This window comes from Desulfosediminicola sp. (assembly GCF_048381775.1).
Taxonomy (GTDB): Bacteria; Desulfobacterota; Desulfobulbia; order Desulfobulbales; family Desulfocapsaceae; genus Desulfopila; species Desulfopila ganghwensis.
The window spans coordinates 263,096-286,991 of sequence record NZ_JBLXGE010000007.1 but is presented as its reverse complement, the minus strand read 5'-3'; the positions used below and the strand labels follow the sequence as shown (position 1 = coordinate 286,991).

At 47.9% G+C, this 23,896-nt stretch carries 16 protein-coding genes and 2 pseudogenes; 11 read left to right on the top strand and 7 right to left on the bottom strand.

Annotation, left to right across the window (positions count from 1 at the left end):
- The 3 genes from ACN5NT_RS13850 to ACN5NT_RS13840 all read right to left on the bottom strand — a co-directional run.
- A partial coding sequence (locus ACN5NT_RS13850; protein WP_419175803.1) for a beta strand repeat-containing protein occupies positions 1-5,132 on the bottom strand: 5,132 nt, incomplete at its 3' end.
- Positions 5,133-6,883: 1,751 nt separating this feature from the next.
- Entirely contained in the window at positions 6,884-7,528 is a 645-nt protein-coding gene (locus ACN5NT_RS13845; protein ID WP_419175802.1) for an exosortase C-terminal domain/associated protein EpsI, read from the bottom strand.
- Entirely contained in the window at positions 7,525-8,436 is a 912-nt protein-coding gene (locus tag ACN5NT_RS13840) for an exosortase/archaeosortase family protein (RefSeq protein ID WP_419175801.1), read from the bottom strand. Before ACN5NT_RS13840 ends, ACN5NT_RS13845 begins: the two co-directional genes overlap by 4 nt.
- A 342-nt stretch (positions 8,437-8,778) precedes the next feature.
- Between ACN5NT_RS13840 and ACN5NT_RS13835 the strand changes: the two are divergent.
- Positions 8,779-9,103: pseudogene (locus tag ACN5NT_RS13835) on the top strand (transposase); the annotation flags it as partial.
- Positions 9,104-9,528: 425 nt separating this feature from the next.
- Here ACN5NT_RS13835 and ACN5NT_RS13830 read toward each other — a convergent pair.
- Together ACN5NT_RS13830 and ACN5NT_RS13825 are read right to left on the bottom strand one after the other, a co-directional pair.
- On the bottom strand, positions 9,529-10,407 hold the full coding sequence (locus ACN5NT_RS13830; protein ID WP_419175800.1) for an XrtA system polysaccharide deacetylase: 879 nt from the start codon (positions 10,405-10,407) through the stop codon (positions 9,529-9,531).
- A 40-nt stretch (positions 10,408-10,447) separates the two neighbouring features.
- On the bottom strand, positions 10,448-11,260 hold the full coding sequence (locus ACN5NT_RS13825; RefSeq protein ID WP_136795758.1) for a hypothetical protein: 813 nt from the start codon (positions 11,258-11,260) through the stop codon (positions 10,448-10,450).
- An 862-nt stretch (positions 11,261-12,122) separates the two neighbouring features.
- Between ACN5NT_RS13825 and ACN5NT_RS13820 the strand changes: the two genes are divergently transcribed.
- The 7 genes and pseudogenes from ACN5NT_RS13820 to ACN5NT_RS13790 all read left to right on the top strand — a co-directional run bounded on the left by ACN5NT_RS13820 (position 12,123) and on the right by ACN5NT_RS13790 (position 20,186).
- Positions 12,123-12,866, top strand: a complete 744-nt coding sequence (locus tag ACN5NT_RS13820; RefSeq protein ID WP_167495648.1) for a polysaccharide biosynthesis/export family protein — start codon at positions 12,123-12,125, stop codon at positions 12,864-12,866.
- A gap of 34 nt (positions 12,867-12,900) precedes the next feature.
- Positions 12,901-14,334, top strand: a complete 1,434-nt coding sequence (locus ACN5NT_RS13815) for a hypothetical protein (protein ID WP_136795756.1) — start codon at positions 12,901-12,903, stop codon at positions 14,332-14,334.
- A 575-nt stretch (positions 14,335-14,909) separates the two neighbouring features.
- Positions 14,910-16,292 (top strand): TIGR03013 family XrtA/PEP-CTERM system glycosyltransferase, encoded by a 1,383-nt coding sequence (locus tag ACN5NT_RS13810; RefSeq protein ID WP_419175799.1) that lies wholly within the window; start codon positions 14,910-14,912, stop codon positions 16,290-16,292.
- A 120-nt stretch (positions 16,293-16,412) separates the two neighbouring features.
- The gene (locus tag ACN5NT_RS13805) at positions 16,413-16,586 is read left to right on the top strand and encodes a hypothetical protein (RefSeq protein WP_419175798.1); all 174 of its coding nucleotides are present in this window, start codon (positions 16,413-16,415) and stop codon (positions 16,584-16,586) included.
- Between the two features lie 411 nt (positions 16,587-16,997).
- Positions 16,998-17,236: pseudogene (locus ACN5NT_RS13800) on the top strand (sugar transferase); the annotation flags it as partial.
- A gap of 556 nt (positions 17,237-17,792) precedes the next feature.
- Complete coding sequence (locus ACN5NT_RS13795) at positions 17,793-18,437, top strand: PEP-CTERM sorting domain-containing protein (protein ID WP_419175797.1); 645 nt, start codon at positions 17,793-17,795, stop codon at positions 18,435-18,437.
- 1,089 nt (positions 18,438-19,526) lie between these two features.
- Positions 19,527-20,186, top strand: a complete 660-nt coding sequence (locus tag ACN5NT_RS13790; RefSeq protein WP_419175796.1) for a PEP-CTERM sorting domain-containing protein — start codon at positions 19,527-19,529, stop codon at positions 20,184-20,186.
- A gap of 113 nt (positions 20,187-20,299) precedes the next feature.
- Here ACN5NT_RS13790 and mutM read toward each other — a convergent pair whose 3' ends face one another.
- Both mutM and ACN5NT_RS13780 read right to left on the bottom strand, forming a co-directional pair.
- Positions 20,300-21,130 (bottom strand): bifunctional DNA-formamidopyrimidine glycosylase/DNA-(apurinic or apyrimidinic site) lyase, encoded by an 831-nt coding sequence (mutM, locus tag ACN5NT_RS13785; protein ID WP_419175795.1) that lies wholly within the window; start codon positions 21,128-21,130, stop codon positions 20,300-20,302.
- Positions 21,131-21,138: 8 nt separating this feature from the next.
- Positions 21,139-21,912 (bottom strand): 4'-phosphopantetheinyl transferase family protein, encoded by a 774-nt coding sequence (locus ACN5NT_RS13780; protein WP_419175794.1) that lies wholly within the window; start codon positions 21,910-21,912, stop codon positions 21,139-21,141.
- A 124-nt stretch (positions 21,913-22,036) separates the two neighbouring features.
- Between ACN5NT_RS13780 and ACN5NT_RS13775 the strand changes: the two genes are divergently transcribed.
- From ACN5NT_RS13775 to ACN5NT_RS13765, 3 genes are read left to right on the top strand one after another with little or no spacing between them, the layout of a single operon-like run.
- A complete protein-coding gene (locus tag ACN5NT_RS13775; protein WP_136795750.1) occupies positions 22,037-22,681 on the top strand; it encodes a CvpA family protein in 645 nt (214 codons plus the stop codon).
- A gap of 20 nt (positions 22,682-22,701) precedes the next feature.
- On the top strand, positions 22,702-23,487 hold the full coding sequence (locus ACN5NT_RS13770) for a UPF0280 family protein (protein WP_217907623.1): 786 nt from the start codon (positions 22,702-22,704) through the stop codon (positions 23,485-23,487).
- Between the two features lie 11 nt (positions 23,488-23,498).
- Positions 23,499-23,882: a PilZ domain-containing protein gene (locus ACN5NT_RS13765; protein ID WP_136795749.1), complete on the top strand. Its 384-nt coding sequence runs from the start codon at positions 23,499-23,501 to the stop codon at positions 23,880-23,882.
- Positions 23,883-23,896: the final 14 nt, after the last annotated feature.

The following is a 23,896-nucleotide window of genomic DNA, read 5'->3' as shown; positions in this document are numbered from 1 at the left end:
CCTCCGACTGTAACCGTTGAGTCGGAGAGAAAATTGCTGCCGGTTATCACTATGTCCGTGCCTCCTTCGACCGGGCCGGAGGAGGGGTTGACGTCAAGGATTTCGGGTGGAGCAGGGGTGGTGGCTACGGTAACCGGCACCAGTACGGATAAGGTGCCGTTGGCAACGGTAACCGAGGTATCGCCATCCGCCACAGCGGTGAGCAGGCCGGTGCTGGAAGTGGTAACCATGCTGATGTTGCCGGAACTGTAACTGGTCTCCGGATCGTTGGTCAGATCGGTGGTGCTCCCGTCGCTATACTGTCCGGTCACCTGGAGCTGGGCTGTCTCGAGGAGCTGGCTGAATATAACTGAGGCGGGCGTGACTGAAATTTCTGTCAACGTCGGCGACCCGCCCGAGCCGATGGTGTTGACAACGATATCATCGAAATCAATCGCCTGATTTGATACATCCAGGGCAAGCAGGCCGCCAGCGTAGCTTGCATCGGTGACGGTGATGATGGGATCGCCATCATATGAGACCGTGATCTGATCCCCCTCGAAGGCCAAACTCAGCAGATGAAACTGCGTGGTATCGAAGCTGACCCCTGAAGCTACGCCCAATCTGGTTAGGCCGGAACTGTCAATGTTCCAGCCGGTGGTTTTCCAAAGGATTATTTGCTTTCTGGTCGGATAGAGCCAGACAGTATAAGAGGTGCCGGTGTCCGGATCGACCCGGCCTCGGATACCACCTGGGTAGTTTTTCAAGATGGTTAGCTTGAATTTAACGTCCAGGACATAGTCGGTCCAGGTAGGATCACCGCTGTAGGATTGGGTGTGACCAGATCCATCATAATGGTATACACCATCAATGACGCTCCAACCTGCTTCGTTCCCAAGTGGGGATATCGTCCAGCCGAGATCATCTCCGTCTGAAAAATCGTCGCTGAACAGGATACCGCCTGTGCCGGTGGTGTAGGAAAAACCATCTGTCAGGGTCGCGGAACCGGCCGATGTGGTTACCACTATATCGGCGCTCCCCTCGATACCTGGCGGTGTAACTGCGTTGATGGTGGTTGAATCGACAACAACGATATCGCCGGCTAGGGTGCCTCCGATGGTAACCGTCGAGTCGGACAAGAAGCCGTTGCCGGATATCACAATGTCCGTGCCGCCTTCGACCGGACCGGAGTTGGGACTGACGTCAAGGATTTCAGGTGGAGCTGGTGAGGTGTTCACGGTAACCGGTACCAGCACGGATACCGTGCCGTTGGCAACGGTCACCGAAGTATCGCCATCTGCGATAGCGGTCAGCAGGCCAGTGCTGGTGGTAGTAACCACGTTGGTGCTGCCGGAGGTGTAACTGGTACCCGGATCGCTGGTCAGGGGCTGAGTTGAGCCATCCGAGAAGAGGCCGGTAACCTCCAGTTGCTGGGTCTGACCTATCGTGGAGAGATTCACCGAGCTGGGAGACACTTGCAGCTCGGTGAGTTCAGGCGTACCTGTGTAAGCGAAGCCGCCTGCCAGGGTTGCAGAACCGGCCGATGTTGTCACGATTATATCGGCGCTTCCCTCGATACCTGGCGGTGTAACAGCGTTGATGGTGTTTGAATCGACGATAACAATATCACTGGCAAGTGCACCTCCAATCGTAACCGTTGAGTCGGAGAGAAAATTGCTGCCAGTTAGCACAATGTTCGTGCCACCTTCGACCGGGCCGGAGGTGGGAGTGACGCCAAGGATTTCGGGTGGAGCAGGGATTGTGGCTACTGTCACCGGTACCAGAGTGGATACCGTGCCGTTGGCAACTGTAACAGAGGTATCGCCATCAGCGATAGCGGTCAGCAGGCCGGTGCTGGTGGTGGTAACCACGTTGGTGTTACCGGAGCTATAGCTGGTGTCCGGATCGCTGGTCAGGTCGGTGGTGCTCCCATCGCTATACTGTCCGGTCACCTGGAGTTGGGCTGTTTCGAGGAGTTGGCTGAATGTAACTGAGGCCGGCGTGACTGAAAGCCCTGTCAACGTGGGTGACCCGCCCGAGCCGATGGTGTTGACGACGATATCATCGAAATCTATTGCTTGATTTGACACATCCAGGGCAATCAGGCCGTTGGCGTAGCTTGCGTCCGTGGCGGTGATGATGGGTGCGCCATCATATGAAACCGTAATCTGATCTCCTTCGAAACTCATACTGAGCAGATGAAACTGCGTGGTATCGAAGCTGATTCCAGTAGCCACAGCCAGTTGGCTCAGACCGGCACTATCAATGTTCCAGCCAGTGGTTTTCCAGAGGATTATTTGGCTTTTGGCAGGATAGAGCCAGACGGCATAGGCGGCACCGGTGTCAGGATTGACTCGGCCGCGGATGCCCCCCGGATAGTTGTTCAAGGTAGTTAACCGGAATTTAACGTCCAGGACGTAGTCGGTCCAGTTTGCGTCCCCGCTGTAGGATTGCGTGTGACCGGATCCGTCATAATGGTAAACACCATCGATGACGCTCCAGCCATCCGCTCCCCCGAGGGGCGAGATCGTCCAGCCGTCGGCGTTGCCATCGTTGAAGTCATCTGAGGCGAGCAGGCTGCCTGGAACGATATATTGGAAGCCATCCGGATAGGTCGTGTTGCCGACGGAGTTACTCACTGTGACATCAACCAGGCTGGCTGTGCCGGCAGGGGTGATGACATCCAGTCGAGTGGCATCAACATATGAGACGGAGGATGCTGGAGTAGTGCCAAATTGTACCGTGCTGCCCGGTTCGAATCCCTGTCCGGTGATGGTCACCGTTGTCCCGCCTTCTTCCGGACCGGAATTTGGGCTCAATGAGGTAATGACGGGCGCGCCGATGTAGAAAAAGCCGTTTTGGAGCAGGGCGGTTCCTGCAGTGCTGAGCACGGCGACATCTGCCGGGCCCGTCGCCCCGGCCGGTGTTGTCGCAGTAATGGTGTTGGAGTCGATGACAGTAACGGCCGTGGCGGAGTTGCCGCCAATCAGTACACCGGTGATATTCACTTCACCGTCAGCGAGGAAGTTGGTGCCGCTGATGGTAACTTGGGTGCCGCCATCTATCGTCCCTTGGTCTGGGTTTACATCCGATATTGTGGGAGGATTGGTAGGGGTTAGCGGAATTGTCAGGGTTTGTCCTCCGCTGAATGCGGGGATTATGATAGAGGCACCCTGGGAGTACTGGTCTGGGAAAACCAGGACCTGGGTATCTACCGGAGTCCCACCAGCGGTTGCAGTCGTGCCGCTAAAGGAACAGGTTAGCATGTTGTTATCTGAGGTGACTGATTCCAGCATCGAGTTGTTCCGGGCATAAATGTAATCTCCCATCTCGTCCATGAACACGTGTCGGACACCATTTTGGCTCAACCAGCTGGAAACCTGTTGGATAACCTGGCGGCGATCCTCAACTGAGGAATATTGATAGTTACTGCCGTCATGGGTGTAGGCTTGAAAAGGGGCAAGAGATGACCAGAAGCGCCACGTTGCACGGGTATGCATGCCAACACTCTCAGCCGCGGTCATGTTGTCAGAAGCATAGGCGTCGGGCCAGGATATGTCAGGACGATTGTAGAGGGAGTAGTCATGAAACTGGGTCGTGAACAGATAAAAGGTCTGTGCCGGGAAACCTGCTCGGCTGTTGATGATCAGATCGTCAGCGAAGAAAAATGAAAAATCCTCATCCGCTGTGGTTTTGGGTGGCCTTTCATAAATCCAGAATGGACGTGGGCTCAAGCGTTCGGAACCGCCGTACAGATCCGGGTCGTACCATGGATTCTGAAAACCTGGTCTGAGAATGGCAGTAATGTACCTGAACCCCAGAGTATGCCAGGCGTCATAGCCGATATTATCGCTTATATCCCAGAAGTGGCCCACCATTGATCGGGATAACGAGGGGATCGGTTGGACTGAGCTGTCCCCTGCTTCCCAGGCAATAAAATCAGAAAGGTTGGCAACCCACTGAGAATCGGTGAGTTCTCCGTTGCTTCCATTCCAGAAAAAGTCCCCGTATTCAACGTGGTTTAAGGAGTGGGGAGAAATTTCCAGTAAACCAGCTTCTATGTCAGCGATTACAGAATTGCGTTCATCTCCACGGAGCATGTATGACATGATGAAGCCGGTTGGCTTCCAGGGACCACCGATGCCGTCGGAGTCGATCTGGCCGGTGAGCGTGGTGTCATATATATCCTTGACGCGGTACCCCCAGTCCGCTTTCTGATCGTCCATCTGAACCGTCCACAACCGGGGATAACCACGGAGAACGAATGGTTTCCTGGCAGCCCACACCAGGCTACGCCAGAACAGATCATCGATGCCCATCAGAAAGCCGAAGCGATCCGCCTTCAGGTACTCGAGGGTCCCGAATTGAACCGCACGTCCCTGACCGTAGCTCGTTGCTGTAATCAGAGGAGCAGCACCGAGATAGGCGACCACGGTGCCTGTTGATCCAGCCAGGACCGTCGCGGCCGATTCCTGAATCAGTCCGCTTTCGTCCTCATGAAAATTATAAATGAAATCCCCCGCCGGATCGCCGAGAAATTTACGCTGTAATCCGGCTATGAAGTGTGGTGCCGAGCCATCCGCTGTGACAGAAAAAGGGACTGTAATGGTAGAAGCGGGATTGTCGGGAAAAGAATCATAGCTCCCGAAAATTTGCTGAATATGGGATGCCAGGCCGATGTTCTCGTTCCAGTCGAGATTCACCAGACCCGAACCGGCGTATACCGCCGAGGCAATGCCTTCTCTCCAGGCAGAGGACAGCAGAACATCCTTATGACCGACGAGGATCAACTGACGTTCAGTAAAATCAGAAGGAGGCTCCTGTGTCGATACGTCGAAGATTTCATATGGAGCCTGCAGATGCTCCAAATATCTTTCTGGATATCTTTGAAATTCACCAGGGGTTGAAGGATTTTCGTTATAGCCGGTGATATTGCCGGAATCGATCAGAACCGCAACAGTCAGAATGCGGGCATTCGCCATCTTTATCGCAGAAAAGCTGAACATTGAAACAAAAAGACAACCTATTATGAGGACGATTCCAAGAAAATATCTCAACCTGTCGCCATTATGAATCGTGCTTGCTTTACTCGCCTGTGGCCAGGTGTCACCCTGCGGGATACGACACTTGCATAATACGTGTATGATAGTCATCTGCACCTCCCTAACTCCTGGATGGGCACTATTTATGCGCGGCTATGGGATTATGCACAAATGGGAGCGGCAACTACGTTGTAATCCTAATGAAAACCGTGCCTAACAAGTGTCTTGGAGCGTAAAATGTCCTTCATTACTAGGGCCTTCAGTGAATTTTAGCATATATCGATTCGGTCTCATAGGTGGTTAGGTAGGTGCTGCAGAAAAAAGGCTCGGAGCGTTTTTTGTGCTATTTTTGACTGTGCGAAAGAACAAAACAACATCAAGGAGATCCGAGTTATGGCACGTTCCGCTACGGTTCTCGATCAGATCGTTTTATTTTTCCAGAGATATGATTTTGAAAAATGTGCTCAAAAAACTTCATCGTGACCGGAGCTTCAGCTCCTTCAATGGGGAAGGACGGTTTCTTGTGATGGCAATAGCTCAACTCACATTCAGGAAAAGCGCATGTACCATCTGGGGATGAAATTGATTAGCAGGGTGGCACTGTGACACGTGTAGATGCGAGCAACCATACCAAAGGCCATAGGAGAGGCTTTATGAACATCTCAGGAAATGCCAGGTGATTGCACCTCAGCTCAGCTTGAAGTTGAAAGGCCAGAGGTGCCTACTCGATGCAACGACAATAAACCTTTGCCTAACTGTGTTTTCTTGGGCGAAGTATCGCAAAACAAAGGGCGCGTTTCCGAATCTGGGGAGTCTGCTGAAGTTACTTTGCCTTGCAATCGAGAATGCCTGGCCCGAATATTTCATGAAATGGTTGAGTGGATGAAATTTTACTCAATTGTATCGGACACTTGGGTCTATCAATAACTCTATTTCTCAGGGTACAGTTTGTACCCGTGGTCAGAGTCTGAAGTTTCACCCATCGGGCGTGTCTGACAGACTCATGTGTGGCGTTATTAAGGGCTTGCGGTAAACTGCTACAGTTTCACCCTAGATGCCTTGCAAATGAATCCGCCAGACTCCGTGAAATATCCGGGCCAGGAGATTGGGCACTGGCTGTTTCTCAATTGGTTATTTTCTTTGAGGGGGGGGCTTGATAATGATTTAGGGATTTGAGAATATGGGCAATTCAGGTAGGAGTATGGAGTTCGTCAGGAGTACGGTGATTACCTGACATAGTCTGGAGATTACATAATGTAACTTCTCCTCAAGAGCTATTCGAAAATCCTCTTAATGTCAGGTAATCAGGTTTCGTCCGAGTTGCGACCCGTTCCGCTGAAAGCCAGCATCTCCGGCGAGTGCTGGTGAAAGGCCCTTCTGGACGTTGGCTTTCAGTGGAACTCACTGACGGGCGAGAAACATGAACATTGTGGAAGATGAAACAGAATTATGAACACTACCTCCTGCATTGTCTTTGATTGTAATTTCAACAATTACACTTGGTACGATCCTCTAGATAAACGTGAAGTTAACTTTTAGACGAATCACCTCTGTTGACTCGGAAACGGGCATCACTCATCAGGTTTGGACTAACTCTTGAAAACTGATAGCATACAAGGGCTTAGTATTATACAAAAACGGTGGAAACTCGAACTATTCTTCAAGTGAATCAAATAAGATCTCAAGGTAAAGGCATTTTTCGAATCCTCTGCAAATGCAGTAATTACACAGCGTGGATAGCCCTGTGTGTTTGTCAGATGCTGTCGTTCTTTAAGTTCATGGTGAAATTCCGGGGATTATAATTGGACTTATCTTGTTTGTTAGTGCTCAACCTTTTCGAAGGGCAACCACCGATGAGCAATCTATAACAGTTTTTCGATATGGGGGAATAAATCCTGCAAAAAATCGAGCAACACTGTTTCAGCCTCGGTTTCCATGCCAGGTGTATAGTTGGTCGAAATCCTGATCAGTGACCCTCTGGTGTCGTTCCCAGTCATTTTGTTGGCGGCAATATTAAGACGCATCATGAGATAGCTGCTACCGATGAATCGGTTCGCTTTAAAAAAATAATAGACCAGTGTTTTCCCATTACTGCTGGTAGAAATTATCCTGGCAATATCAAAGGTGATGGGCTCGCTGTTTGATTGCAGTGTCACAGCCTTGGTGGTCTTATCAAGTTCCACGCCTCTTCCACCCAGGCAGGACTCGGGTCTATGGAAATCTACCTTGGTGTCGTGGTAATGGACAATGGAGAGGAAGGCATTTTGCCCGCTGTCGCTATTGAATGAACGGTGGATAATGGACCTGGTTTCGAGAATATCATAAACCTTTTCCTCCAAAGGATAGTCTCTCCCCTGCCATTCGCCGATTTGTGAAGGGATTTGCCTCAGGATGGCGAATCCTGTCTCATCATCATGCTTGGCGGTGTACTGGAGGGCATTGACCACGGCGGAGGTCGATATCAACAGAAGAATAGCTGCAATGTATCGGAATGTAATACTCGTCATTCGAGCACCTTGGCAGAGGTCAGAAGAAGGACAAAGCCTATTACGAATACCAGTATTCCCGTTCCGGTGTGGATAATGGTGTCGGGTGCTGCAGCCTCTAACCCCAAGTAGTGCGAGGCCTGAACAAGCAGAGGCACGCGGATAAAATTTGAGAAGAGTGCAATGGGAATGGTAAGCAAAAAGAGCAGCCATTTGCGGCCTGTTGGGATGGGGGCGACGTAGGCAAAGATTGAACCGAGAGCCATGAAGGAGATAAGCGAACGTAAGCCGGAGCATGGATTGTCTACCAGGAGATGGCCGGCCGGAATGTAAATGTTGAATCCTTCATGATAGATAGGTACCCCAAACAGACTTGTCACCCACACACCTGCCTTTGCGGCCATCATTTTCAGCGGGAATGCTATAACGCTGATAACAGTCATTGGGAGCGGGAACATGAAGATCAGAAAAAGCAAGGGGAACCAGATAACTTTCGTTCGTTGGTTGCCGAAGAGAAAAAGGGATAGACCAATAGTCAGGAAAAAAATTGAAAAGCCGGAGATCGAAAAAATGTAGAGGACCGTACCAAGGATATGCAGGAGCAGGGCGAACAGTATCAACAGCAATCCAAGCATGCTGAATTGTTGTGTGTACAGTTGAAGCTGCTGCCGTTTCTGATAGATAAAATAGAGCGAAATGAGTGGCACGAGAAAGCCATGGGAGTAATAGCTGTCCGCTGCCGTGTAACGGTCATACATCCACAGCAGCGTTATCTTGTACAGGAAGATGATGAGCAGGCAGACTATGGTCAGACCCAGGATGTGGCCGAATGGAGATCTCTTGAATCGAGTTGTCTTAAGTTCCATAAGTTCTATAAGTTTCATAACTTCGATAAGTTCCATAAACGACGTAAGTTCCATGTTATACATTAGTGTCACATTATACAACTATTTTTTGCTAGGATATTCAGTGTATTGTGTCCGTATATGAAACGTTGATATCGTCAGCGACTCAGGGAGACTGACATGACAGGTGAAAAATCCGAATTCGATTTCAACCGTCTCCCCGAAGAATTACAGAAGGGCAAAGGGAGCATTTTAACCCCATTAATCAAGTAGCTTGTAGGGACCGCTCTTGAGACTGAGCTGGATTCACATTTCACTCAGAAAGTCACAGATAACCGGAAAAATAATAAATACCAAAGGACCATAAAGTAGTTCAGTGGTAGTTTTTCTCAGTAGCCGGTAAAGAAGCGGCAAACCTCCATTAGCGATAACCTGGAAGCAACGTGGGGCGGTAAATACCCTTGGTCACCACATCGTGGCGCAAGAACTGGAAGGGGCTGAGTGAATATTTCAAGTATCCTGAAAAGGTACGTCGAATCATCTACACTGCGAATACCATTAAGGCAGTGCATCACCAGTTTCGCAAGCTACCAAAACCAAGGGTGCGTTTCCGAGTAAGGATAGTCTGCTGCAGTTATTGTATCTTGGAATCCAAATTGCTCAGAAGAAGTGGGCTATGGCCATAAGAAACTGGACCCTGGCCCTTTCTCAATTGGCTATTTTCTTCGAGGGCCAGCTTAATAATGAATTAACCCGATTATTTCATGAAATGTTTGAGCAGATCACATGTAATTCCATTGAGTCGGTCGCTTGGATTTAACAATAACTCTATTTCTCAGGGTGCAGTTTGTACCCGTGATCAGAGTCTGGCGTTTCACCCTTCGGGCGTATCTGACAGACTCATATGCGGCGTTATAAAAGGCTTGCGGTAAATTGCTACAGCTTCACCCTTGATGCCTAGCACATGAAGCCGCCAAACTCGTGAAATATCCGGGTTAGGGTCTTGAAGGTGTGGGCAAGTTAGGTGTGGGGGTAGAGTTAGCTACTCCTTTCGCCGAAAGCAAGCAGCTCCGACGAGCGCTAGTGAAAGACCCATTTTCGAAGTAGGCTTTCTGCTCCGCTCACGGGCAGGATAGATACCGTACCATTGTGGAAGATGAAACAGAATTCTGGACACTATCCTTTTTGCGATAGCACAAAATCACTGCAAGTAAGAAACCTATGCTTACGATTACATCTCACAAAGTTTTTCAACTTCGCTTTTGCACCTTTCAGGTTGACATAATGTCGGAACTGATAGGATGCTTTCGCTTCTTTTACTCGTGGCTGTTCGGGATCGATCTCCCAGGGATGCATGTAAAAAGTGTAACAGCCGCTCTTGCGCAGGATGTGCTTTACCCCGACCTGGTGTACAAGTCCCGGCAGCAATCTGAAATATCCACCACCACCCCAGGGAATCAGCTTTCGGCCGATGCGCAGATTGCTCACCGGGATTTCGTGAAATGAAGAAGAAATGGAGTAGAGCGGAGGATCGGGGCTCCTGGTTTTGGGCAAAGTGCAGGAACCATAACGACCATGGCCCTCATATGAATTATAGCTGGAGTCATAAAGATAGCCGGCATCACGAACCAGACTGAGGGCCTCGTCCGAAATAGAGAAACTCGGGGCACGATATCCTGAGACTGCATGGCCAACAATGTCTTCAAGTAGTTTTTTGCTGGTAATCAGGTCCTGTCGTAATTCGTCTTCTGTCAGCTCATAACAGAGTTGGTGGGCATAGCCATGGGAAGCCACTTCATGCCCTCGGCTATGGATTTCCCGTACCAGGTCGGGGCGGCGTTCGGCAACCCAGCCCAAGATGAAAAAGGTGGCCTGTACCGGTGTCTGGAAGTCGTCCAGCAGATTCAGCAACTCATGGGTGTTTCTCCCCACTCGAAGCTCTTGACTGGGCCAGGAGGAATAATCGATATACGATTTAAAATTCTCCACTTGAAACCAGTCTTCAACGTCGAAGGTAAGAAGTATATTTTTCCCCGTAAAAGAGACTGGTCCCATAAGTCTATCCAAGATAATGAATGGTGTTAATTCTGGGCCATTACTTTTGTCTTTCTGCCCGTGTGGCCTCTATCTGAGGGACCGCCCACTGCAACCACTCTTTTTGCTTGCCGGACAGTTCGTGCGCACGGCGCTCGATAAAGGCGGACAGGTCTTGCAGGTTGTTAAAACTGGCCTTATACAGTCCTCCGGCATAGGTGCCGTGTCCCTGCAGGGAATACGTACCCTCTTTATCCAGTGCCAAGGTCAGATCGTGGTGATGATAGAGCACCATATCGTTGGTGATGGAAACGGTTCCCTCTCTGACTTTTTTTATGTAATCGTAGGTATAAAACCCCAGTCCAAGGGCAAAGACAAGGGCCACGGCCGCAATCGACCGGGTCATTATGCTGCTGGCTTGCGGTGAGAACAGGTCTTTGATGCCGAAAGGTATGCGTTTGGAGATTTCCCTGTCGATTTCGGAGTGACGTGCCAGCTCGGGTTTCACCGCCATATTGGTGTAATGCTCGAGGTTGCTTATGGTTTCCTGATCGGATGGATCGGTCATGGCTACCTTCAGGATGTTGTTATCCTGGAAGGAAAGTGGCAACACTCCGAACTGGCGACACAGGTAACGGGGTAAAACTTTTTTTACTTCGGGTGAGTAACTCTGGTCGATATCACAAATTGTGGTGCCCAGCTGACCTGCGAGCGTCTCCGCCAGCTGGTCGTCTGATATGGCTTTCATCCGAACAAGGATATGCCCAAGCCTGCGGTTCCCTCCGGCCTGCAGGCGCAGAGCTTCATCGACAACGTCTTTAGACACCATCTTCTGTTGAATAAGGAGTTCGCCAAGTCGCTGTTTCTCTGCCATAACACTACCTCCAGGTAAGAAATGGGAGTTATAATATTATCTGTGAAAAAAATAAGCACGACTCGTGGGGGGGCAACGCCACCTTCGCGCCATGTGTAACCTTTCCTCGCCCACACGTTAACCCACCGAAGTCATGAATGATTAAATGCACCCTCCGCAACACTCCTCATCGCTTCACTCCAATTCAAACCTTGTTTCGTAACAGTTTCACTCAGTTCTAAGTACTGCAGTTAGGTCTTGTGTTTTCCCTTGTATCTACCCGAGTCAAGCCATTCCTTCTGCTTATCAGAAAAGCCGTCCTTTTGGTTCTTTATAAACGAGCTGATGACAGGAATTCGGTTAAACGATACCTTGTATTAGGCTCTGGAATATGCCCATTTGTCCCGAAGTACAATTTTTCTCTCTCTTCAAAAGTCACCATAAGGTCATGATTCTGATAGAGGGTGGAGTCGGTGGAATCCCTTATGATACCGTATTTGAGCTGATTTATATACTGAAAGGTGTGAATCGCTACCCGGGCCGCTGCGTAGCGGTGAAAGGGGTACCCGTATGAAGTCCCGAACCTGTTTGAGAATCAATCGTCCGGCAAAATTCTGTGCCCCCTCCACCACACGCAAAAAAAATTTAATGAAGATTTTCCATAGAAAGGGATGTGATTTCAAGTCGATTACGGTCTTCTTTTTATTGATCACTTGTGTGTACAGATAGTTAGGATGACTCTGGTAAATATGTAGTCGTACAGTATCGATATCGTGTAAAGTTTTGACATTGCATTCTAAATATGGTCAAATCTAACAATTCCTTTGATCTTAATTTCAAGCTGCTACCATACTGGTTCCATACTACCACCAGAGGGGGAAACATGAACAGCCTTCGCACAATACTTGTAATGCTGATATGTGTCGTGTTTGTAGTTGGAGTATCATTCGTGGCCCATGCTGCACAGTCGACCACAGATATTATGGCATCCAATGAATTAAAGGAAAAGGCTCGAAAGACAGTGCTGGGGAAAGATGCGGGGAAATCTTCAGATACATCGGGATACATTATTGGTGCTGGTGACTTCCTGGAGGTGGAACTCTATGGAGAAGGGAGTATGGCGGTATCCGCACCAACCCCGTCTGCAGGAACGCTGGGAATCGAGCCGTCTCCGGACATGGTGCGGGCAGGTGGCGCCGGGGTGCAGGTTCGTATTGATGGCCGGGTATCTCTCAAGCACATCGGTGAGGTTGAGGTCGTCGGGATGACCCTCACCCAAATGGCGGATTATCTAAAAATACTATACAAAACAGTTTATGAAGACCCCATTGTAACGGTGGTGCTGAATAAGAGCAACAGCAAGAGATATACGGTTATGGGTAAGGTGCTCAGCCCTGGTGTCTATTATATAGATTACCCGATTAATTTAGTGCAGACTATCGCGCGCTCCGGCGGTTTTACCGAGTGGGCCAACTCTAAGATGACGGTGGTTCGGGAGAACACCGAAAAGCAAACCCGGTTGTTTGAAGGTAATACCTTGAAATTTGACTATGATGAATTCCTCAAAGGGAAAGACCTGAAGAGAAACATTCAGGTTGAGCCGGATGATATTATCATAGTTCACTAACGAACTGCTTCGACAATACTAAAGAGCACTGAACATGAATGCACGGATACTGTCTGGGATGGCTGTGTTTTGTTGTTTGATGATAGTCGGTGAGGCACAAGCAAGGGTTACCACCCTCTCCGGAGGAGTTTCTCTCGGTTATACTGATTATGAAAGAGATTATGATATCGAACGCCCCTCCTCGAGTAGCGATGACTATTCGAGGATTATTCTCTCACCCTTCATTTTGATAGCTACTGAAAGCGCCCGGGATACTCTTTCCTTTAGTTATAGTCCAACGTTTCGCTTCGATCTGGACGATAGCGATGACAACGACGTAGATAACCGGCTCATTCTGGACTATGAACGACAGCTGACGGAGCGGTGGGAGTTTACAGCAGCTAACGATTTCTTGCAGGCTGAGGATGCCAACTCCTATGCACCGGTACTCGACCCGGATACAGATTCGATCATATCGGGGACCCCAGGTGAAGACCTTGCCTCAGGAGAGAGTATAAGTGATGATCAGGGGGTAAGAAGGTATACGCGCAACGCTTTGAGTTTTGGGACGAAATACGCCTATCAGGAAGGGAGTTATTTCGCTTTCGATTATAACTGGACTACGTTGGATAATGACGAGGATGATGAGGCATCTAACGGTTATCAGGATTACGATAAATATAGCTTTATTGCAGAGATCGCTCATCTCCTTACTGGTAACTGGTTCACATCCGCCAGCCTCGGTTATGTGATTGGTGATTTTGAAGAGGAAGAATTACCCGGAACATCCTTGGAGCTTTCAGATGATTTGGATGAGTATTTTGCTGGGGTGCGTGGGGAGTACAGGGTATCTGCTGTCGAATCATACAGTGCAGCATACAAATACAGTCGGGCCGATTATGACGCTCCATTGCAACCGGATAATGAAATTCAGGATATAACTTTTGGCTGGATCAAGGAGTTTTCACCGAAGACTGAGTTCAACATTGGGGCTGGCCCAACCTACACCAAAATAGATGGGAAAAGTGGTGACTGGTCATTAAATGCCAATGTGGGATTATCCAGGAGAATTGAGAGAGGCTCATTGAACCTGACGGCGGCGACCGGCAGCGAATTTCAAAACTTTAATAGTACTGAGCAAAGAGGAACAGTAGATTTCCAGCAGTTGCAGGCGGATGTGAGCTACATGCCTATCGAATATCTGAATCTGCGAGCGTTTTTTACCTATCGACAGGAAGATGAAGATGACGTTCCTGTAATTGATACAGACTCTGGAGGTGAGGGCCCAGTAAGTGGTTTGGTGTTGCGCTCAGTTACAACAGATCGGTATGCATTTGGATGTGGCTTTGATTATCGTCTCAGTGCTCATTATGTGTTTGATTTCAAATACGTATATAATGTGTACAATTCAGACCTGCCGGAAGATGAGTATGACAGTTACAAATTTTTTGTGTCTCTGATATATGAAAATGATTTTTTCAGATGGTGATTGATCAAAGAATGGGACGGAGGCAATATGCTGAGCAAAGGTGAGGGGTGCAAGTATACTCATCTTGATCGCCTATAGTAGTTCAGATTTGATCTGACAGTTACAAGTTGTTCCGAGGTGCCTGTCAGATCAAATTCAGTTCAATTGTGTTCCTGCCATAATATTTTGCCATCTTCAAACGTCTCAATAAGCCTGCGCCCCACTGGTTGCGATAACCTCGGTGCGGCTGGTCGTAATTGTAATGGTGAAGCCATTCAGCCAGATCGATTTGCAATGGTCCAACCGAATCATAGAGTTTTGGCTGCAAGCAGTGAGGAAGAATTTGTCGAGCACCGTACGGTAGGGGGACTCGACAAAGCCGGGCGCCCTTTATATGCTCCCCCTCAGCCCTTTCAATGGCAGGGGGCGTTTATCTTGGCTCTAACTGTTTGGGAAGATCTTAACTGTTTCAAATGAAGAAATAGGAGAGACTGTATCAGAACGGCTGATTGGGGGGGAAGCGTTAGGGGCTGTGTAGACTATATCTTATAACATATTGTAGTTGCGTATATATACTTTATGTGAGATTGATAAATATGCCATACATCCTAAACAGGTATTATTCAGTTAGAAATGTTATGTTTTTACTGGGTGAGGGATTGCTCATTCTCTTTTCTATGATGCTCATGTGCCTGGGGTTCAAGGGGTATGATCTTTTCGTTACCGATTGGCAACTTTACACAGGCCAGGCGCTGTTGGTGACAGTTGTCTTTTTGCTATGTTTGTATTTTTTTGACCTATATGAGTTGAGCAAGCACCAGAGTATGCCTGATACAGCTACCCGCCTGGCACAAGCCTTTGGGGTAGGATGTATTATCCTGGCAGGGGTATACTATGCTATACCGTTTCTTACGATCACTACCCTGATATTCTGGTCTGGGTTTGTGGCGACGGGTGCAGTGCTGTTGAGCTACAGAGCACTGTATTATTACGTTCTTCGAAAAAGGTTATTTCATAACGGAGTGGTTATCGTTGGTACTGGCAAACTGGCCGATGACATTTCCCGGGAGATTGAGCATAAACATGACTCAGAATACAAGGTGTTGGCGTTTATTGGACAAGATGAACCCCAATTTAATCCCTATAAAGTCCCACTAATAGCAAGTCTCGAAGATTTGCAGAAGGCTTATCCAGGGTTAACCATCAGGCGTATAGTGGTCGCACCGGATGAGCGCAGGGGGACCATGCCTGTTCGTACCTTGCTTGCCTGGAAGCTCAGAGGAGTAGCTGTTGAGCAGGGTATCACGTTTTATGAGAGGATCACTGGAAAGGTCCTTGCTGAGCGGATAGATCCCAGTTGGATCATTTTTGCAGATGGTTTTGTCTTGAGCGTTTGGAAGTATTTCACTAAAAGGCTGATAGATATCCTAATGGCAGCAGGTTTACTTGTCATTTCTTTTCCGGTAATGTTGATTTCCGCCATAATCATAAAGTGGGAGTCCGAGGGGCCTGTCTTTTATTTGCAGGAAAGAGTCGGTCAGAATGGGAAGCTTTTTCAAGTAATAAAGTTCAGGTCCATGTGCCAGGATGCTGAAAAAGATGGGGCGGTGTGGGCCAAGGAGAATGATGATCGGGTTACGACGTTTGGAAGGTTCATAAGAAAAGCAAGAATTGATGAATTGCCCCAACTCATCAATGTACTAAAAGGGGAAATGAGCCTGGTGGGGCCAAGGCCGGAAAGGAAGGTTTTTATCGATGACCTCGCAGAAAAGATACCATATTACTCTGTTCGGCATGTTGTCAAACCTGGTATCACCGGATGGGCTCAAGTTTGCTATCCATACGGAGCATCCAAGGAAGATGCGCTGCGTAAGTTGGAATACGATTTATACTACATTAAAAATATCTCCATTGCTCTAGACTTTCTGGTAATTTTTCATACTGTGAAAACAGTGCTCTTCGGTAGAGGAGGGCGTTGATAGTTCCTTATCATATCAATGGAGCTACGTAGTTTGCCATCTAGGTGGTTCTCTGTTTTGTCAAACGTTTCAGTAAGCCTACGATCTAGGTTGATGGCGATGCCTTCGCTGAGGCCGCTAATGATTGAGATAGTGAGACGTTCCTGCAGAATCCTTCTGCAACGCTTCAACAGATTCATGCAGCTTTTTCCTGAAAGCAGCACGGAAGGAGTTGTCAACTACGGTGCGGTTGAAGCGGTCAAGCGAGTAGTTCTTGGAGTGCAGGCTCTGGAGCTACAATGTTCGATATCATGAAGTTCAAGGCTGACCTTATACAGCTGGAACATTGGGCGGCCCCTTTTACTCCGTAGCGTTGTCCGCCAAATTTCCCTCCACTGTCAATTCTAGAAATGACAACCGAATAGCTTGATCCCTGTTGTTGTGCTGCTGAACTTCTTTTGGGAGATTTCTGGCATCTGTATTTTCCATACAGCAACGTAAGCGTTTCACCAACTGTACTAGGATAAGTGGTTCCTATAGCGGACTCAACCACCTTACACAGAACTGACTTGAGTGACTTCCTGCAGCATCTGCAGAGTTATCATGGACGGCAGCAACTTCTTGTAATCCTCAACTGTCACTGCAAATGGCAACTTCTCAAAAAGGTAACGAAGATATTTGTAGGATTCGGAATTGGGTGTATTATTCTTGCTGGTGTTTATTATGCGGTACCGTTTCTTAGAGGAGCTTGCGAAAGAGATACCTTATTACTCTGTCAGGCATGTGGTTAAGCCAGGTGTCACTGGATGGGCTCAAGTGTGTTACCCTTACGCAGCATCAAATGAAGATGCCTGCGTAAACTGGAAAATGATTTGTACTACCTCAAGAATATTTCATTTGCCTTGGACCTGCTGGTTATTTTTCACACAGTGAAAACAGTGCACTTTGGTAGAGGAGGGCGCTGATATTATTTTTTCACCCTTTATGAGGGGTATCAGATCTTTTCGACGTCGCGTTTTTCCTAGCAGAGATCCAAAATAATTTACCCTCCCGTATCATCTTCCAATAGTAAAAAAATCCAACTCCCACTGGCAGGTAAATGTAAAAAAACCATTTGCCTAACTAATAAGTGTTGTCGCAAGGTGGGTGTTGGTGTATGCTGGGTAGAGCGTATACCTAACTTTTAAAAGGAGCAATAGTCGCGGGTTTCTTGCAATTGTTATAAGTACTGGAATGGTAGGCATTTATAACTCTCTAAGGTTCAAACAAACACATTTTTCTTGAGAGAGTGGATTGTCTTTTCCAATCTTGGAAGTGTCGAGTTCCCAGGTGTTATGTCGGATCATTGTGTTAGATGGCTTGGTTATCGTAATAAAGGGCCATTGGATGATTCGTTAATGATTCAAATGGGGGAGGACGGCATATGTAATGATTTTCAAACTGTTAGAAAGGGGGGGTGTATCTTTTACATCCTGTAATTTCTATAACATTCAAAAAGGTCAGGTAGCCAGGGAGGAAGTTATGAAAAGAAAGGTTGTCAGGTGGGTGTTTTTGCTCTGTGCAAGCATACTGCTTACCGCAGGCGGAGCAATGGCAGATGGGTATCCATATTGGACCTTGACAGATCTTACAACGGGTACGGATGGTACTGCAAACTTTAGTGTTACTTTTGACAATGCTTCAAACAGTAACATTACCTTTGGAATTTTCAATACAACCGATCCAAGTAACACCGCGATTGACACGCTTATCCCAATTTTTGAGCCCGGTACTGCAGTTGGATACACAGCAGCGGTAGAATTTACATGGGATGGTACGGAGTATGATGTTGTTGTGAGCCTGAGAGACAACACAGGAAACCTGGTGCAACCATCTGATTCCTATGATGGTTTTGGCGCGGAGTTCGGCTTCTATTTTTACCGGGAAGCAGATGGCGGTCGTTGGATATTCTCTGATCCAGCCTTCAATAATAATGAGGGTGACAACTCCATGGACATGGTGGCAGATCTGGATAACGAACTTGTCTTTCTTCAATTGTATTACGGTGAAGAACTGAAATATGTCGTTCAGGCTGCCGACGTAGCTCCTGTACCCGAGCCAGCCACTATGTTGTTGCTTGGTTCTGGCCTTGCTGGTATCGCAGGCTGGAGAAGAAGAAAGAAGTAATCAATAATCCCTTAGTTTGGTTTTAGATCAGGCCTGCAGCGATTCGCTGCAGGCCTTTTTGCGTTATAGGAGTTGGTCTATGAAAGAGGGGAGATCTATTCTTTTCAATGTAACTTTTAAGAAACACTGTTTTATATCCGTCATTCTGAATTAGTTGAACTCACTAATTTGCAAGGTATTTATCACCTATCCTGAATTGAGAGCAACTCTTCAAAAACAATCTGATTACCACTAAAGTTCAGCCTAACGTTTTGTTTGTCTGGGTGCACACTATGTGCCACCCAGACAAGTCGATCAAAGGAAGTCATTTCTTCTCTGAAACTACGACGTATTCTTAGTATCTCCGCTACTGCTGCCATGCGGACCAAGTATAATCTGCAGATGGTTATGAAAATTTATGACGATTCCCTGCCGCTTAAAAATTTTGTGTAGGATGATGAAGTCTATTGGGGCGGCAATTGCTCTGGTGGAAAGCGAAGACGGGGTGCTGAAGGAAAAACACCATTTATCGCTGCTATCCTCACGAGTAAGAAAGGCCCTCCACTGCTTATACGTTTTGGCAGGGGGGGCAGTTTGATCCAGACTTTCGAGTATTTGATCGGTTGAGCACTATAATTGGTAATGTGAAAAATTCCATTACCGATATATGTCACTGGATAATCCATAGCCGTTTACCTCAATATCTGGGTGAATTCTGCTTTTGATTTAACCAGCCTGTCAATCTTCGCCGTTTGTTGAACTTCCATATGTATCATGCCTCACAACATTGGTCTCATTCCAGAGCGCCAACATTGGATTGCTGGTAGTTAGAAAAAAATTTTTCCAACATCCTGTTAAAACTACGCATGTAATTAGTCAGGCTTTTTCTCCCTTGGATTATTTTTAAAGCTGCCCTAAGCTACTCTTAGAAAACAAAATCAGGTGCCCCGCGTGGCTTGGGGCACCTGATATCAAATCGTTTCTGTCACTTTGCCGTTTCTTGCATTTTGCCGTTTTGGGTCCAATATTGCTCATATCCAAAATTCCTGCAAAAACTGAATGTGGAGTGCAGCATCCAATTTTCATTAACAATGACTATGGGATGAAATTATGAAATCCAGGATGTTTGTTAAATCTTTGTTGTTAGCAGGGTGCTTAACCTTAGCCTCAACGTTAACTTACGCTAACAGTCTCATTTCCTGCTGGTCACTGTCGGATTTAACTGCAGGCCCCGATGGTACCGTCAACTTCGGCATTACTTTTGATCGTGACTGCTGGGATGAGATTTCTTTCGGTATTTTTACCGCAAACGGCAATATGCTCGACACCGAGGCATCGGTCTTCTATGACATTGATATTTTGGGAAATACTGCTGTTGCGTCGTTTACCTTCGACGGCTCAAACTACGACCTTCAAGTAACAGTGAAAAATCCAGTTGGTGGTAATATAAGAGTGGATAATTATGATGACTTCGGTACTGACTTCGGATTTTACTATAAGGTTGATGGCTACAAGTACGATTCCGGAATCTACTCTGCTTCACAGTTCAACTTCAATGACAATAAATGCCTCATGATGATGAACCCGGATTTTGGTGTTGACACGGTTAACGTCTCGTTATGGTACAACTCTGGTTGTTTCGATAAAAGCAAGTACCTTGTCAACATGGCTGATGTTGCCCCTGTTCCAGTATCCGATCCGGCAACTATGTTTCTTTTAGGCACCGGCCTTGTGTGTCTTGCCGGTCTTCGCCGTAAGATGAAGAAGTAATTCGTTTGAATTACGCCAGCGCCAAAAGGGGCCGTGCAGTGCAAACTGCACGGCCCCTTTTGGCTGTGAACTGTATGTTGTGGTGCCAAGAGTGTGCCTAACCGCATGTTGCACTAGTGTTGGCAATCGGGACAATAGTAGCTGGCTCTGCCACCGATAACAGACTTTGTTATGGTTCCTTCACATCTCCTGCAAGGTTGGTTTTCCCTGCCATAGACCTGGAAATTAATCTGAAAATAGCCACTGGACTGGTCGGCATTGACATAGTCACTGATTGTGGATCCGCCGCACTCAATGGCGTGTTGCAGAACCGTTTGAATTTTTTCAACGATAACCGTCCACTTTTTTTGGGGGATAGTAGAAGTTCTGCGGTTGGGACGAATACCAGCCTCAAAGAGGCTTTCGTTGGCGTAGATATTGCCAACCCCGACGACCACCTGATTGGTCATGAGAAAGGTCTTGACCGGGATAGAACGCGAGCGGGACAGATCGTAGAGATATTTGGCATTAAATGCATCGCTGAACGGCTCCGGTCCGGATGTGCGGAAGAAGGTCTCTTCGAGCATTGGCACTTCCCGGGCTGTAACCAGGTTCATTGAACCAAACCTCCTGACGTCTGTGTAGCGTAGTTCCATACCGTTATCGAGCAGAAATTGCACATGGCAATGCTTTGCGGGTGGTGTTTCCGGTGAAAAGATGCCGAGATTGCCAGTCATGCCAAGGTGGATGATCAATATGGTGCCGTTATCCATCTCAACCATGAGAAACTTCGCACGTCTAGTGACTGAGGATACTCTCGCCCCAATCATATGAAGGCGCATCTCTGTTATGGGCAGAGGCTGACGCAGATCTTTGCCGCTATGGGAAATGGCTATGATTTCCCTGTTATTAATATGCGGTCTGATACCACGGCATATGGTCTCTACTTCTGGCAACTCTGGCATAGGATTCTTTATTTGGGCAGAATGCAGAAAGCGATGGCGTAGCCGTCATAGAGCTCGATGCCGACATCTATGGTTAATGGGTAGTTGTCAAAATACCTTGAGCTTATGAGAAAACTTAATTGCCAACCATTGGTGTGCGCTTCGGCCTGGGTGAGTATGAGTTCGAGAAAACCTGGCATCCGCTCACTGCTGAGTGCCTTCTTGGCAGCTTCCTTTGCCGTCCATAGAAGGGTAAGATGCATGAGTTCCGAAAGATCTCCAAAATTTTTACAGAGTACCTCTTCTTCCTCAGGCCAGCAGAATTTTTCACGTACCCTGAGCAGGGTATCCTGGGAGCGTTGGATGTCTATGCCGCATTGAGTCTCCGCAACCAAGGCAACTCCAAAGTCTGCACCATGTGATATGGACAGATCAACTTTTAGAGGTGTTTGAGCGTTTTGTACCTGTAGCAGGGGACGGCCACTGGCGGCGTTCCCTATCAGTATCTCCCGGGGGGTGAACAGGCGGTCATTTTGGGCAAACTTATTATGATATTGGATAAATGCCGTTTTGGCACAAACTCGACCGGTGAGCCACTCTTTTTGGCGTTTTTCAAGTTTAAATGAGGTGGCCTCAGAGAGCTCTTGTTTGTTGAGGCTGTGCAGCTTTGCTGGTATGTTGCTGCATATCTGCTGATATTCACCAAGAGCCATAATGGGCAGCATAACAGCCTGAAACCGATGGCGGGGGTTAAGGAGTCGAATCAGGCCAAGAAGATTTTTAGGAAAAATATTAACAAACATCGGAGTGTTGCACATTGGCAGGTGTTGGAAAAAAAACTTGCAATTTGTATGCAGGCTGCTAACTAATAGACACTGTTTATTCCGGTTATCCCGGTCTTTTCTGTAACTTTATCAGAGGTATATTATGGATGGTGGCGCTGGTGTGACAGCCTATGATATTGTCGTTCTTTCACTTTTTGCCATTTTGATCGGACGCGGCATCTGGCTTGGTTTTATCAAGCAGATAACTGGCTTGCTTGCGCTCTATCTTGGCTACATTGTGGCTAGTCGGTATCATGACAAATTCTTTCCCTTTTTGCGAGATTTATCCGATAACCCCGAAATTGTCTTTCTGGCCAGCTATGTCATACTTTTCATAGTTACCTATATCATAATACTTTTGTTTGGAAAGTTGCTGGCGCACACCATTCAAGTCTCTATTGTCGGCTGGTTTGATCGTATTCTCGGTGCGGTTCTCGGTTTTGGCAAGGCACTGATCATTGTCGTGCTGATGCATATGGTCCTGGGAGCTGTTCTTTCACCGGAAAGCAAAATGACCCGCGATTGCCAAAGTTGTGACACCTTGAACGCAGCGTCAGAGGTCACCCGGGACCTGATTTCCAGCAAAGAGGTGCGTGAAGCTTTAAAACGGCGGGAGCCGGCCATTACCCTCGATGCAGTAAAGGGTTACCTGAAGCCGATATCTTCGACTCTTTTTAATTCAGGCGGGGAGACTGCAAAGGGTAAGGCGGAAGCTGGAGAAAAAGCTGCTGCAAATACTGAGAAATAATATGAGGGGGCAGGGACTGCATGGGTGATACTCCGCAAAAGCGCAAGCAGGTGAGAGCTCCAGAGTCATATGTCCAGCGCGATTATCGCCTGGTGGCGGATGTCAGCGAGCTGAGCTCTGCGAGGGTCTGTATTGAAGAGACAGATCTTCATATCTCATGCGATCGCATGGATGAGGATGCAGCCAGGGATTTGGTGCTACAGGCACGGTTGCAGTTGCAGTCTTATATCGATCGCTTTCCTGAATTTGCGACTTCGCTGATACCACGACCTGTCGATGAGTCGGCGCCAGCCCTTATACGGCAGATGCTGGTCGCCGCCCGGGCCACGGAGGTGGGGCCGATGGCAGCGGTGGCCGGTACCTTGGCAGAGTATGTGGGTAATGGTTTGTTGAGGGAGGGGGCAACGGAAGTCATTGTAGAAAACGGCGGTGATATTTTTTTAAGCCGGAAAAAGGACAGCAGGATAGCCATCTTTGCCGGTCAGTCACCTTTGAGCTATAATGTGGGGATAAAAATAGCTGCAGGGCGGATGCCCTGCGGAGTGTGCACTTCTTCAGGTACGGTGGGGCATTCCTTGAGCTTCGGTGATGCCGATTCTGTCACAGTGCTGGCAGAAAGTACAGCGCTTGCAGATGCGGCCGCCACGAGGTTGGGCAACGAGGTCGGCAAGGGTAAAGGAGGCAAGGAAGGAGTGAACAGGGCGCTTGCTGTCGCAAAGTCCATTCCTGACATTCGTGGAGTGGTGGTTATCTGTGGTGAGGTAATAGGCGCAGCAGGAGAGGTTGAACTCGTCAGCTTGTCGTGAGGGATCTGATAATGGTTGAGCATGGAGCAGATTCGGGAGGAAAGCAACCACTTGGGGAAAATCGTGCCCTGGAGAGGATGCACCTCGTATTCTATTTACGGGTTTTTGATGGCATGAGCAACAGGGTTGTCGGCCATATTGTCAACATCTCCCACCAGGGGATGATGCTGATCTGTGATGAACCGGTTTCGGTCGATCAGAAATACAGACTGCGTATGCGGTTACCGACTGAAATTGCTGACAAGGATGAGCTCATTTTCAGCGCAACCAGTCGTTGGTGCAAACAGGACGAAAATCCGCACTTTTATATAGCAGGCTTCGAAATACACAAAATTACCACAGAGGTGAGCAAGTATATCGATCAACTCCTGAAAAAATTCAGCTTTCAGTCCTGAGCGATAGAGGTTGG